The sequence below is a fragment of the Aeribacillus sp. FSL K6-3256 genome (assembly GCF_037965805.1).
Lineage (GTDB): Bacteria > Bacillota > Bacilli > Bacillales > Aeribacillaceae > Aeribacillus > Aeribacillus composti.
In genome coordinates this window covers 2,296,386-2,308,497 of sequence record NZ_CP150188.1, presented here as the reverse complement: position 1 = coordinate 2,308,497, position 12,112 = coordinate 2,296,386, and the positions used below count along the sequence as shown (strand labels likewise).

General features: G+C 37.7%; 17 protein-coding genes. 13 read left to right on the top strand and 4 right to left on the bottom strand.

The window, feature by feature from the left end:
- Positions 1-2: 2 nt before the first annotated feature.
- Positions 3-332: a cytochrome c oxidase subunit IVB gene (gene ctaF / locus NSQ84_RS11005; RefSeq protein ID WP_063388526.1), complete on the top strand. Its 330-nt coding sequence runs from the start codon at positions 3-5 to the stop codon at positions 330-332.
- A gap of 167 nt (positions 333-499) precedes the next feature.
- On the top strand, positions 500-1,405 hold the full coding sequence (gene ctaG, locus NSQ84_RS11000; RefSeq protein ID WP_186439338.1) for a cytochrome c oxidase assembly factor CtaG: 906 nt from the start codon (positions 500-502) through the stop codon (positions 1,403-1,405).
- Between the two features lie 33 nt (positions 1,406-1,438).
- On the opposite strand, the gene NSQ84_RS10995 is transcribed toward ctaG, so the two are convergent.
- Positions 1,439-1,798 carry a YugN family protein gene (locus NSQ84_RS10995; protein WP_063388524.1) on the bottom strand — a complete coding sequence of 120 codons (360 nt, stop codon included), beginning with the start codon at positions 1,796-1,798 and terminating at the stop codon, positions 1,439-1,441.
- A 198-nt stretch (positions 1,799-1,996) separates the two neighbouring features.
- Here NSQ84_RS10995 and NSQ84_RS10990 point away from each other — a divergent pair, with 198 nt between their 5' ends.
- The 7 genes from NSQ84_RS10990 (at position 1,997) to NSQ84_RS10960 (ending at position 5,650) form a co-directional block, all read left to right on the top strand.
- Complete coding sequence (locus NSQ84_RS10990; RefSeq protein WP_133309191.1) at positions 1,997-2,353, top strand: CBS domain-containing protein; 357 nt, start codon at positions 1,997-1,999, stop codon at positions 2,351-2,353.
- Between the two features lie 135 nt (positions 2,354-2,488).
- On the top strand, positions 2,489-3,520 hold the full coding sequence (locus tag NSQ84_RS10985; protein WP_066251847.1) for a CAP domain-containing protein: 1,032 nt from the start codon (positions 2,489-2,491) through the stop codon (positions 3,518-3,520).
- Positions 3,521-3,602: 82 nt separating this feature from the next.
- Positions 3,603-3,977 carry a spore coat protein YlbD gene (gene ylbD, locus NSQ84_RS10980; RefSeq protein ID WP_063388521.1) on the top strand — a complete coding sequence of 125 codons (375 nt, stop codon included), beginning with the start codon at positions 3,603-3,605 and terminating at the stop codon, positions 3,975-3,977.
- 5 nt (positions 3,978-3,982) lie between these two features.
- Positions 3,983-4,219, top strand: coding sequence for a YlbE-like family protein (locus tag NSQ84_RS10975; RefSeq protein WP_063388520.1), 237 nt, complete (start codon positions 3,983-3,985; stop codon positions 4,217-4,219).
- A gap of 181 nt (positions 4,220-4,400) precedes the next feature.
- Positions 4,401-4,838 (top strand): hypothetical protein, encoded by a 438-nt coding sequence (locus tag NSQ84_RS10970; protein ID WP_063388519.1) that lies wholly within the window; start codon positions 4,401-4,403, stop codon positions 4,836-4,838.
- Between the two features lie 64 nt (positions 4,839-4,902).
- Positions 4,903-5,343: a YlbF family regulator gene (locus NSQ84_RS10965; RefSeq protein WP_063388518.1), complete on the top strand. Its 441-nt coding sequence runs from the start codon at positions 4,903-4,905 to the stop codon at positions 5,341-5,343.
- 34 nt (positions 5,344-5,377) lie between these two features.
- Entirely contained in the window at positions 5,378-5,650 is a 273-nt protein-coding gene (locus NSQ84_RS10960) for a YlbG family protein (protein ID WP_063388517.1), read from the top strand.
- A 30-nt stretch (positions 5,651-5,680) separates the two neighbouring features.
- On the opposite strand, the gene NSQ84_RS10955 is transcribed toward NSQ84_RS10960, so the two are convergent.
- Positions 5,681-6,070 (bottom strand): hypothetical protein, encoded by a 390-nt coding sequence (locus NSQ84_RS10955; RefSeq protein WP_063388516.1) that lies wholly within the window; start codon positions 6,068-6,070, stop codon positions 5,681-5,683.
- Between the two features lie 410 nt (positions 6,071-6,480).
- Between NSQ84_RS10955 and rsmD the strand changes: the two genes are divergently transcribed.
- Together rsmD and coaD are read left to right on the top strand one after the other, a co-directional pair.
- Entirely contained in the window at positions 6,481-7,032 is a 552-nt protein-coding gene (gene rsmD, locus NSQ84_RS10950; protein ID WP_066251986.1) for a 16S rRNA (guanine(966)-N(2))-methyltransferase RsmD, read from the top strand.
- Positions 7,033-7,053: 21 nt separating this feature from the next.
- Positions 7,054-7,548: a pantetheine-phosphate adenylyltransferase gene (gene coaD, locus NSQ84_RS10945; RefSeq protein WP_063388514.1), complete on the top strand. Its 495-nt coding sequence runs from the start codon at positions 7,054-7,056 to the stop codon at positions 7,546-7,548.
- A gap of 40 nt (positions 7,549-7,588) precedes the next feature.
- On the opposite strand, the gene ylbJ is transcribed toward coaD, so the two are convergent.
- Complete coding sequence (gene ylbJ, locus NSQ84_RS10940; protein ID WP_133309190.1) at positions 7,589-8,809, bottom strand: sporulation integral membrane protein YlbJ; 1,221 nt, start codon at positions 8,807-8,809, stop codon at positions 7,589-7,591.
- A gap of 153 nt (positions 8,810-8,962) precedes the next feature.
- Between ylbJ and NSQ84_RS10935 the strand changes: the two genes are divergently transcribed.
- Both NSQ84_RS10935 and NSQ84_RS10930 read left to right on the top strand, forming a co-directional pair.
- Entirely contained in the window at positions 8,963-9,757 is a 795-nt protein-coding gene (locus NSQ84_RS10935) for a patatin-like phospholipase family protein (protein WP_063388513.1), read from the top strand.
- The gene (locus NSQ84_RS10930; RefSeq protein ID WP_066251839.1) at positions 9,747-10,769 is read left to right on the top strand and encodes a SepM family pheromone-processing serine protease; all 1,023 of its coding nucleotides are present in this window, start codon (positions 9,747-9,749) and stop codon (positions 10,767-10,769) included. The genes NSQ84_RS10935 and NSQ84_RS10930 overlap by 11 nt, the downstream gene beginning before the upstream one ends.
- On the opposite strand, the gene NSQ84_RS10925 is transcribed toward NSQ84_RS10930, so the two are convergent.
- A complete protein-coding gene (locus NSQ84_RS10925; protein ID WP_066251837.1) occupies positions 10,766-11,992 on the bottom strand; it encodes a nucleotidyltransferase in 1,227 nt (408 codons plus the stop codon). The two genes, NSQ84_RS10930 and NSQ84_RS10925, sit on opposite strands and share 4 nt — an antisense overlap.
- Positions 11,993-12,112: the final 120 nt, after the last annotated feature.

Below are 12,112 nucleotides of genomic sequence, written 5' to 3'. Positions count from 1 at the left end.
CGATGGTGAGTGAAAATTCTCGTAACCCAAAAGTTGATTTAGCGTTTCGCCGCAAAAAAAATGCGGAAGAAATGAAGCACCAAGTCGTTTCTTTTGCGTTAATGATCTTTTTAACGATTGTAGCTTTTATTACAGTAGGATATGATGGAATCGACGAATGGTTGAAAGTTCCATTTATTGTACTGCTTGCATGCATTCAAGTCATTTTCCAGCTGTATTATTTCATGCATATGAATCATAAAGGACATGAAGGACCACAATTTTTCATATGGTCAGGTATTTTTGTCACATTTTTGACGGTTCTTGCCTTTATGACAATTGTCTGGTGGTAAAATACTCTTTATGGAAGCAATCAGTTTTAACTGGTTGCTTCTTTTTTTAAGGCAATATAAATCTGCTTGCTGTAAGAAATGCAAATTCATAGAACGTTCATTGGAAAAAGAAAAGGAAAGCATGTATAATGAAATGGAATCGACTAGATCGATGATTGAAAGGATTGATTCAGTTGAGTTTAGATATATTTGGCTTTCGCGCTATGTGGAGTCCGCTGTTTTTTATATTTTGTGTTATTTTAATTGTGCTTTACTTATTATTAACCGATTCGCTTCGTCACTATTTTAAAAATTCTGAACCGGTCAGCTTAAAGCAAAAATTAGTGTTTATATTGGCAATCGTTCTCCTTTATGTCAGCAAAGGCAGCCCGCTTGATTTGCTCGGGCACATTACATTTACAGGTCATATGGCTTCAATGGCGATTTTGTTTCTAATTGTAGCACCGCTTTTGATTATCGGCGTTCCTGAATGGTTATGGAAGGCTGTTATGGAAAAGCCGGTCATAAAACCTGTTGTAAAATTTTTCACTAAACCGATATTGGCTATGATTTTGTTTAATTTATTTTTTTCCTTGTATCACGTGCCGTTTATTTTCGATACATTAAAATCAAATTATATTTATCATGAGGCGGCTACTACTTTTATTTTCGTTTTTGCCTTTTTTATGTATTGGCCATTGATTGGAAAAAGTCCAAATTGGCATCCAATTGGGGGTCTGAAAAAAATTGCCTACATTTTAGGAAACAGCGTTTTAATCACACCAGCCTGCGGTTTAATCATTTTTGCAGGTGCGCCGCTGTTTGAAACATATTCGAATCCGGAGGCGTGGGTAAAGACTTTAAGCTTATGTGTTCCTTCTGATACGTTGGCTGGGTTGTCTTTGTCAGGCCCGCAAATGTTTAGCGGAATGCCGCTGCTTGAGGATCAGCAGCTTGGCGGCATTATTATGAAAGTGATCCAAGAGCTTGTGTACGGAACATTTTTAGCTCATGTATTTTTTGAATGGGCGAAAAAAGAAAGAGAAAAAGACGACATCGATGTGCAAAATTTGTCTCCTGAACCAAATAAATAAAAAAAAAACTGCAGGTTATTTGCCTGCAGTTTTTCAAACAGTTAAGCTTTCAATCGCTTCTTTTGCCCGCTTTAACAGTTTTTCGCTCGACTCAACGATGACAGCTGGAAAATGTTCATCCTCTCCATATTCGACACCATGAGGATAATAATGTTTCCCTAATATTGGAGTTAGCAATTTAATAAGTGCGTAGCGGCCTCCCACATCGCCTTCAATACAATATCCTTGTACTCTTAAATAAAAAACATCGCCCTTATGCTCAAATTTCTTGTCAAACGTCACACGGTCATAATCCCATTGGCCGGCAAGGATAAAACCTAATTCTGACAACGCATCCTTAAGGTGAGACAATTCCACCGTCAGCCCTTCCAGGCCGATTTGTTCAAATTTCATATGTATTTCCCTCCTAAGCGCTTCGAACAAAAAATTGATTTCTCTCTACTGTTTAATAATAGTATGAATAATTAAAACATGCAATGTTATATATAGCATTTACACAATGTTCAAATAAAATTCGGTATTCAAATGGAGAGCGAATAAAGAAAATCGAAATTTCCCATAATAGATCAAAAAGCATAAGAGGTGTCCTCATTGAAAAAGGTAAAGGAAATTATGTCAACAAATTGTATTTTTTGCACACCGTTAGATAATGTGTTTGAAGCGGCTGTGAAAATGAAAGAGTCAAATGCTGATGCCGTTTTAATCGTTGAAAATGATCAATTAGCAGGAATCTTAACCGATCGTGATCTTGTGACAAAAGGAATTGCAGAAAAACGTCCTGGTTCTACGAAAATTACGGATGTAATGAACGACGATGTTGTTACGATCACTCCTGATGCATCAGCAGAAGACGCAGCTGAGATGCTTGCAGCTCATCATATTCATCATTTGCCGGTTGTTGAGGATGGAAAGGTTGTTGGCATTATAACAGAACGTTGTTTTACATGATGAGAAGACAAAAACTACACCATTTAAATGAAAGAAGTGAATTTTTCATGAAATGTTTGCAAAATTTCCCCATTTTTGATTAAAATGACTTAAAACAGAATATATAAGAAACAAAGAAAGAAGAGGGGAATTGAACTGAAAAGAGTTACAAGAATTATATTGATATTTGTAATTATTACATTAACATATATCGTATATGTCACCTTTCAAAAGGAACCAGTACTGCCTCCGGAACAGCAAAATTTTCAAGAGAAAACGGACAAAGAAATAAAAGTGGGGGAAGGAGTTATCTCATTTGTCGGAAGATCTTCCAAAGAAGTACTAAAAACTTTTGGCAAACCTGATCGGATTGATCCATCAAGATATGATTATGAATGGTGGATATACCGAGATGATTTGCAGCAATACAAGCAATTCGGTGTTTTAAACGGAAAGGTCGTTACAGTTTTTGCTATTGGAAAAGAAGTAAATGTAGATCCGTTTCAAATTGGCCAGCCGTCTACCCAAGTATTTCATATTGTCGCTCCCAATTCATTTGTCACAGCAGATATTGGTTTAAACTCATACCGGTTCGAGCTGTCGGAGGATGATCTGAATGTCAGGCCGACAGTCCGTTTGAATGATGATCTTTATGTTCAGTTGTATATGGATAAATTCACTGGAACGTTATCGAGCATTAGAGCTTTTGATGTTCAAACATTAGTAAAACAGCGTCCATATGAAGTTGTATATAGAGGCGAGCTTTTAGAGGCAGAGCCTATAACAGAGGAAGAGCAGCGGAAAATTGAATACGGGGAAGAACAACAAATTGTTGACATAACAAATGTAATTCGAACAATAAATGGTTTAAGTCCTCTTAAGCAGGAAGAAAGCACAGCGAAAGTCGCTTATTCCCACAGCAAGGAAATGAGTGAAAAAGGATATTTTTCTCATGTGTCGCCTGAGAGAGGCTCTCTTTCCGATCGTTTGACATCGGCTGGGGTTCATTTTGAAATGGCTGGTGAAAATATTGCGCATGGATATATGGATGGAATTGACGTGGTCGAAGGCTGGCTGAATAGTGAAGGACACCGAAAAACGCTTCTTGATGAACGGTTCACACATATAGGGGTAGGAGTGTATGAAAAATTTTATACGCAAAATTTTATTGCAAAGCGGGCCAAATGAAGAGGCTCGCTTTTTCATTTTATCACCAATTTTTCCGTTATCGATATATTAAATATAAGAAAAACGTTTATGAGGTGATCGCATGAAAACAAAATCGTTATCAAAACTCGAATTGTTTAAACAATTTATTAAAAAACATCCAAAATTAATAGAAGAAGTCCGCAAAGAAAAGAAAACATGGAAGGAGATTTATGAAGATTGGCAGCTTTTAGGTGAGGAAGATCCTTTGTGGAATAAATACCGATCAAACAGTATGAAAAGCCGTAAACATCAACAAGGTGACTTTCTGAAAAATATTTTACAAACTTTTCAGCATTTAGATGTGGAGACGGTAAACGAACATTTATATAAAATGAATGATGCGATTTCAACCATTCAAAATCTTTTAAAAGAGATCGAGAGCAGCCGCAAATCAGATCCAAATCATTCGCATCCCTTATCGTTTAGAAAGGATTAATAACAATGAGAAAGGACTTGTATTTATATATTCAACAAAATCCCCTTTTAAAGCAATACATTCGCGAAAAGCCATATTGGTACCGCACCTTGACTAGACATCCTGAATTTCTTGAGAAAATGGAAATTAGCATGGCAAATGACTATTATCTAACTCTGCCGCATAAAATAGAAAAATTTTCGAATTCTATTCAAATGATGTCGATGATGCTGGCGATGCTACAAGCATTTCGCGAAAATTAACGGTTCAAATGTGTTTGTACGAAAGCAATCATTTTTCCTAATGGAATGAAAAAAACGGGCTTTTGTTTGTATTCCGCACTCAGCAGCTTCCGAATTTGTGAATGACGCGTCAGCGTCTTTTTTATTTTTAAGCACATGTTTTTACATAAAGTGTTGAAAATATATGAAAAAGGAGGCATCAATGATTATGCAAATGAAATGGCTCGCAATGCTGACGCTTCTCACGGTTATGGCGGCTTGTTCCCCAGAAAAACCGGTACCGGAAGGAAATAAAAAAGACAGCATCGTTCCGACAGAAATTCATGAATCCGACAGAAATGCCATTGAAACGATGAACAGCCAAATAAGAAAATTTCAAGTTCGTCATCATGTAGAAGGAAACAACGTTTATGTAGAATGCTATGTGCCTGATTTTACATTTAACGGTGAACGGAACACGAAAAAAGAAGGAGAAGGTCATATCGTATTATATATTGATGGAAAGAAAAAAAGTGATATTTATTCTGCTGCATTTATTATAAAAGGATTGTCTAAAGGGCGGCACACAATCAACCTGGAATTAGTATATAATGATTCAACCAGCTATCAATTGAAAAAAGAATGGATTGTAAATATATGAGAAACGCAGGCGTTGTAAATAAGATGATGTTCGTGCTACAATCAATATTGGAGGTGTGATCTTAATGGTTACGTCAATGGAAAGCGTTCTGCTTTTAGATGAAGCGGAAGCTTTAGCAAAAATGATAACAGAATCAGAACTTGCGATCGAATATCGGCGTTCATTATATAATTTGCAAAATGATCAAGAAGCTCAAACAATCATTCAAAAATTTGTCAAAATAAAAGAGCAATACGAGGATGTCATGAGATTTGGCAAATATCATCCTGATTATAATCGAATTAAAAGCGAAATGAGGGAAATTAAAAGAGAACTTGATTTAAATGATAAAGTCGCTGCATTTAAAAAAGCGGAAAAAGAAATTCAAAAACTTCTCGATGAAATCAGCATGTATATCGGACGAGCTGTTTCAACAGCCATTAAAGTTCCGACTGGAAACCCTTATTTTGAAATGATGCCTAGCTGTGGATGCGCATCAGGCGGAGCATGCGGCTGTTCAGCTTAAACGGGTTTAGAAGCAAAGGAAAAGGAGAATCGGGATGTTTGAAAAAAGACAGGGAATTATTGTTTGGCTGCATTCTTTAAAATATGTAAAAAGTTTGCGGAAATTTGGAAACATTCATTATGTTTCAAAAAAAATGAAATATGTAGTTCTTTATTGTGATAGAGAACAAATAGACGAAATAATGGACACCATTGCATCATTTTCTTTCGTAAAAAGGGTCGAACCTTCTTACAGGCCGCTTTTAAAAATTGAATTTGAATCAAAAGTGGATAAAGCGAAAGAATATGATTATAAAATTGGATTATAAATAGGACAGCCGAGAATTTAGGCTGTCCTACTATTGTAAAGAAGGTATGTATCGGTTCATCCGCAATATGCCGATTAAATGCTGGTAATACAATTCAACATCAGAAAATTGGTCTGAGGGCTTTACAACAAGCTCGATCAGCTCATGACCATATGTTTCGGCAGCCTGTTGAAAAAGTTCAAATCGTTTGTTCGTTTTTTTCTGCGGATTTGGGATGCCTTCCCGGCAAATATAAAGAGGTTGGAAATCACCTATCTCCGTCGGTTTTAACACAATGACGAGCGAACAAACTTCTTTTCCATTTTTTACTGTATAAAGGACTAGAAAGTGCGAAATCCGGTCTTGATTTCTTTTTGCGATTTCCAATAATTCGTATATATCTGAATATCCTTCTCCTAGTTCAATAAATCGCTGGATCATTTTTATCCTTCCTCCAATGGGTATTTGGTTGCTAAATTCATAAGCTAAATGTATTGCGCTTTTGTCCGTAAATAAATGTATCATGAAAATGGAAGAATTGAAAGAATAAAAAAAAAGCCTGCAGATTGGATCTGCAGGATCCTTCCTAGCTTTGAAGCAAAATCTTCAAAGCAGAAGGGAAAGGGAGAGGAGAAACCGGAGGAAGAACTTATGGGGAAACGTAAGTCTTCTCCGCGGTTGGCAACAACACCATCACAACTGATGTTGTCACTTTCATTATGGTCAATTGGCAAAAAATTATACTCGCTTCTGCAAAAAAACAGCTGTCAAATTTAATTGATGATCTTACATTTTCTATGTTAATATTATTCCGAGCCAAAAGAGAATTTTGTCAAGTTGTGGTGAATGGTATGAGAGTGGTTTCCGGTGCATTAAAAGGACGAGCATTAAAATCGGTTCCTGGAAAGACGACAAGACCGACGACAGATAAAGTAAAAGAAGCAATATTTAACATGATCGGACCATATTTTGAAGGGGGACTTGCTTTAGATTTGTTTGCCGGCAGCGGCAGTCTTGGAATAGAAGCTTTATCAAGAGGGATAGAATGCTCTATTTTTATTGATAAAGATATGAAAGCGATTCAAACGATTCGAGAGAATTTAGAAAATTTAAAGTTAAACGACTGTTCTGAAGTATATCGCACCAGCGCTGATCAAGCGTTAAAAGCTGTCAGCAAACGCGGGCTGAAGTTTCGGATCATATTTCTGGATCCGCCTTATAAAAAACAAAAATTAGAATCTATTCTAAAGGTAATTCATGAGCAGTCTTTATTGTCAACGGATGGTGTCGTTGTGTGCGAGCATAGCTATGAAGTAACATTGCCAGACCAAGTTTTATCACTTGCAAAAACGAAGTCTGAGAGATATGGTATAACAAGTGTATCTTTGTATCAAAATGTTTGAAGTCGGATGGGGGTATTTATTTTGGCAAGCATTGCAGTCTGTCCGGGAAGCTTTGATCCCGTTACATATGGACATTTAGACATCATAAAGCGGGGGGCAAATGTATTTGAAAAAGTGTATGTTTGCGTTTTAAACAATTCTTCAAAAAAGCCGCTATTTACTGTAGAAGAAAGATGTGAGCTGCTGAGAAAGGTAACGGGCAACTTACCGAACGTATACATTGAATCCTTTCAAGGGCTGCTCGTTGATTATGCGAGAAGCAAAAATGCGAACGCTATATTGAGAGGCCTTCGGGCTGTTTCTGATTTTGAATATGAAATGCAAATCACTTCAGTGAACAGAGTGCTGGATGAAAATATAGAAACTTTTTTTATGATGACAAACAATCAGTATTCGTTTTTAAGTTCAAGTATTGTTAAAGAAGTCGCTAAATACGGCGGAAAAGTTTCTGAGCTTGTACCGTATGAAGTGGAAGAAGCATTAAAGAAAAAATATGAGCATATGTATAAAAAATAATTTTTTGAGGTTCGGAAAATTTTGGTTTCCGAACCTTTTCTTATGTGCCACTTTTATTTCTTAAACGAAAGTAGTAAATCAAAATATACACAATGAGCGTGCAAATCGTGATAACGGGGCCGACTTTGGAAAGGAGCAGCCAATACTCCGTGAGAAAGCTTGGCGTTTTTTCAAATATAAATGCCGGTGCATAACCTTCATTCTTTGACAATAGATCGATATATAAAGGCTTGAATAAGATCAAAGCAGAAAGGCTTGAAAAAATCCCTTGCATAATGCGGGCGAAGAAAAAAGGCTTAAAGCGGATGTCTGTTTCTGCTAAAATGCTTGCCACTTGTGCTTGAACGGAGAAGCCGCTGAATGCCAATATAAAGCTTGTGATGATCACCTTATCCAGCATGGCGGCTTGTGCCTGGCTTGTAAGCTGGCTGCCTAATGTTATTTCAAACAGTCCGGAAAAAAACGGAACGGAAAGCTCAGTCGGTATATGAACAAGAATAAACAAAGACGATATGAAAGTTGCTGCTATGTCCGCCACATGAACGATGCTTAAAATTTGATTTAATACCGAAAACAAAATGATAAAGCCCCCGATGACGAGCAGCGTTTGGACAGAATTGAGAACGGCATCCCCGAGCATTTTTCCAAGAGGTTTTTCATTTTGCATTCTCATTTCGTGCATAAGCTGAAACGCTTTTTTAAATGATGGCTTCGAATGTACTGTTTCTTTTTGCGGCTTTTTTTCATCTTTTCCCCAAAATCTCATCGTTAGCCCGACGAAAACATTTCCTAAATAATGCGAAACGGCCAGCAGCAATCCGAGATTTTTATCTTGAAAAAAACCTATTGACACAGCTCCGAAAATAAATAGCGGATTTGAAGAGTTGGAAAAAGACACAAGCCTTTCCGCTTCATGTCTTGAGATCTGGTTTTCTTGTCTTAATCTTGCAGTTAATTTTGCCCCGGCGGGGAATCCGGAAGCCATCCCCATTGCCCAAACGAATCCCCCTGCTCCTGGAACTTTAAAAACGGGCCGCATAAGCGGTTCTAAAAACACACCGATAAAACGGACCACACCGATTGATATAAGAATTTCCGAGACAATAAAAAAAGGCAGCAAGGAAGGAAAAACAATGTTCCACCACATATGTAATCCCCGTTTTGATGCCTCAAGTGAGGCGTCAGGAAAAAAAATAATCGCGCAGGTGATAAAGAAAATAACGGTTGCGTATAAAGCAGTTTTAATTTTTGCCTCTTTCAATTGTTATGCCCCCTATTGAAAACTGCACACGTATAAGCTGACATGATAGAATGAATAAGAGGTTTTCGTACAACCTATAATTCAATATACGTGAATAGGGTGGCATTTTAGACCATATGATGAATAACAAATTCATGAAAGGGGGCTCCGTTTATGCCGAAACATCCAACAATTGGTGTGGCGTTAGGTTCCGGGGGAGCTAGAGGCTTTGCTCATCTGGGTGTTTTGAAAGTGTTGAAGCAGCATGAAATACCGATTGATATGATTTCCGGTTCGAGCATGGGGGCCCTTGTAGGAAGCTTTTATGCCTCAGGTTTAACTGTTGAACAAATGTATAAATTGGCGGCAGCATTTAAACGAAAATATTTTATCGATGTAACCGTTCCAAAAATGGGGTTTATTCAAGGAGACCGCATTAAACAGTTAATTCGAATTTTTACCCGAAATCAAAATATAGAAGATTTGCCGATTCCTTTAGCGGTCGTTGCAACCGATTTAAATGAAGGGAAAAAAGTTGTTTTTCGAAAAGGTCCTGTTGCGGATGCCGTTCGGGCAAGCATTTCGATTCCGGGAATTTTTGTTCCTTTTTCTTATAACGGCTCGTTATTAGTTGACGGAGGAGTGATTGAACGGGTTCCCGTTTCAGCGGTGAAAGAAATGGGGGCTGATATCGTAATAGCGGTCGATGTATCACATGTCAAAAAAGAAGCTCGCATTCAGTCCATTTTTGATGTCATTATGCGGAGTTTAGACATTATGCAAAATGAGTTAGCGCAGCATCGAATAACATCAGATGTAGTGATCTGCCCGCGTGTTGAACATTTTCACAGCGGAGCGTTTACGAAAATTGATGAAATTATTAAACTCGGTGAAGAGGAAGCAACGAAACATATTGATGAGATCAAGAATAAGATCAACCAATGGAAGGAGACCAATCATGAAAAGTAAACGCATTATTATTTCTCTTATCATCAGCATCATTGTCGCACTCTCCGGTTCCTTCATCAAGCTCCCTTATTATATTACAAAACCGGGATTGGTCAATGATTTATCCAATATGATTCATGTTGAAAACGGATATAAGGAAGAGGGCAGCTTTTCGTTAACAACAGTCCGTTTCGGGAGAGCAACATTATTTACGTATTTATGGGCGAAAATGCAGAATGATTATGAGATTATGCCGATTCAACATGTCCGCCAAGAAGATGAATCTGATGAGGAATATATAAAACGTCAAATACATATAATGGAAGCTTCACAAAAAGCTGCGATTACCATCGCCTATAAAGAAGCCGGCAAAAAAATTACTATTACAAATAATGGCGTTACAGTATTGGAGGTTATGAAAGAAGTACCGGCAAGGGAAAAATTAAAAGTTGGCGACCGAATCGTCGAAGCCGATGGAATGAAAATAAAAACTTCAGAGCAATTCACTGATTATTTAAAAGGGAAGAAAAAAGGCGATCATATATCACTAAAAATAAACAGAGATGGAAAAATAATTGATACATCAGTAGAACTTGTCCAAATTCCTGGTTATCCTAATAAAACGGGTCTCGGTGTTGGCGTCGTGACGGATAAAAAATTGACGACTTCACCAGGTATTACTATCAATACAAAAGATATCGGCGGTCCTTCAGCAGGTCTGATGATGGCTCTTGAAATTTACGATCAGCTGACGGAAACGGATTTAACAAAAGGATTAGAAATTGCTGGAACAGGAACGATTAATGAAAAAGGGGAGATAGGTCCGATCGGCGGCATTTCACAAAAAGTGATAGCAGCAGACCGTGCTGGGATTGATATATTTTTTGCCCCTAACGAAAACGGCAAGAGAGGCTCCGATTATGAAGAAGCGCTGAAGACACGAGACTCCATTCATTCTGATATGAAAATCATACCGGTGGATACATTTGATGATGCCGTCCATTATTTAGAAACAATGAGGACTTCCGGTTAAGGAAGCCCGTAACGTATAGGAGGCATTGTATACTCGAGCTTCATAAACTCGGTTGCGGCAGGTTCGTTGAGGATGAGCGCATAAACATTTGTCGCTCTGAGATCCATTTCCAATACATCTGAAGAATAGGACGAAACTTTAGAAATAAGCGGCAGCTCCAACTGTTTTTTAACAGCTTGCAAATAGCTTTGCCCCCGCCCTGACATTCCGAGCAAACGAATATACGGGGCTTTTTTCGTTTTTAATATGCTCGCCATTTCTTCTTTTTTCGTATTGGTCAAAAGATAGGTGCATAATCTTTGCAATCTTGTCCATGTGTATCTTTTCGTTTTCAAGAGAGATAGAAACTGGTGGAATGATGCAGCCCTTTTAATATGGTGAACAACGCGGTGTTCCAAGCCTTCGTCCATTTCATATATTTCTTTTAATTCTGTTAAAGTTTTGGACAATATAGAATATTTTAAAAATGGAAAGTAAAGCTCCCAATCGTGAAAGGCTGAATAAGTTTGTTTATAATTCAGTAAAATGCGAAACGAACTTTCCGGAACATAATGTTTCATGGAAGACAAGTTTTGTTCATGAACAATGTTTTTTCGGATGCTTGTTGCGCTGGCAATGCTCGGGTGATGGTATGATTCATCATGGTAGCCGGCGCCAATTCTCTCGATTGTAAGAGGCTTCATCGAGCTTTTTTGTTGAACAATGGCTTTGACATATTGAAATCCTAATATATTGTTCGGTTTGCTTAAATCTAATAGCGTTTTTTCCCCGGAAGCAATTTTTTGAAAAGCAATGGAAACGGCCTTTGGATAACTGTTGCCTTTCGAAAGCGCTGTTTTCAAAAGATGAACGAAATCATCGCTTCTTTTCTCCAGCAGTTCATATGTTTCAAGAAAAGCGTCAATTTTTCCGACCTCGCTTCCGAAACATAGTGAATCACAGCCAAGCGCATCTAAAATCGACACGGCGCCGCTGGCGAAAATTTCTGCGCTTTGCGTTGAAAAGGCAAACGGAAGTTCAAAAACTAAATCTGCGCCGCCTGCTAGAGCCATTTCTGTTCTCGCCCATTTTGAGACGAGTGCCGGCTCTCCCCTTTGCAAGAAATGACCGCTCATCACTGCAATGACAATATCAGCATTTGCTTTCTTCTTTGATTCGGCTAGATGGTGTAAATGACCGTTATGAAATGGGTTATATTCTACAACAATTCCGACCGCCTTCAACTCCATCACCTTCTTTTTCAATTCATCAATATATTTGTGCAATAATGCCTATATTATAGTGTAAAGGAAAAATATTGACAAATACTTATTTGAAAGCTATAATAACCTTTGTTGTCTTGA

Excerpts from the sequence above, each read along its gene's own strand:
- ctaF (WP_063388526.1), top strand. The coding sequence starts at position 3 with ATGGTGAGTGAAAATTCTCGTAACCCAAAAGTTGATTTAGCGTTTCGC.
- NSQ84_RS10995 (WP_063388524.1), bottom strand. The coding sequence starts at position 1,798 with ATGAAATTTGAACAAATCGGCCTGGAAGGGCTGACGGTGGAATTGTCT.
- ylbD (WP_063388521.1), top strand. The coding sequence starts at position 3,603 with ATGAAAACAAAATCGTTATCAAAACTCGAATTGTTTAAACAATTTATT.
- NSQ84_RS10975 (WP_063388520.1), top strand. The coding sequence starts at position 3,983 with ATGAGAAAGGACTTGTATTTATATATTCAACAAAATCCCCTTTTAAAG.
- NSQ84_RS10970 (WP_063388519.1), top strand. The coding sequence starts at position 4,401 with ATGATTATGCAAATGAAATGGCTCGCAATGCTGACGCTTCTCACGGTT.
- NSQ84_RS10965 (WP_063388518.1), top strand. The coding sequence starts at position 4,903 with ATGGTTACGTCAATGGAAAGCGTTCTGCTTTTAGATGAAGCGGAAGCT.
- NSQ84_RS10960 (WP_063388517.1), top strand. The coding sequence starts at position 5,378 with ATGTTTGAAAAAAGACAGGGAATTATTGTTTGGCTGCATTCTTTAAAA.
- NSQ84_RS10955 (WP_063388516.1), bottom strand. The coding sequence starts at position 6,070 with ATGATCCAGCGATTTATTGAACTAGGAGAAGGATATTCAGATATATAC.
- rsmD (WP_066251986.1), top strand. The coding sequence starts at position 6,481 with ATGAGAGTGGTTTCCGGTGCATTAAAAGGACGAGCATTAAAATCGGTT.
- NSQ84_RS10935 (WP_063388513.1), top strand. The coding sequence starts at position 8,963 with ATGCCGAAACATCCAACAATTGGTGTGGCGTTAGGTTCCGGGGGAGCT.
- NSQ84_RS10930 (WP_066251839.1), top strand. The coding sequence starts at position 9,747 with ATGAAAAGTAAACGCATTATTATTTCTCTTATCATCAGCATCATTGTC.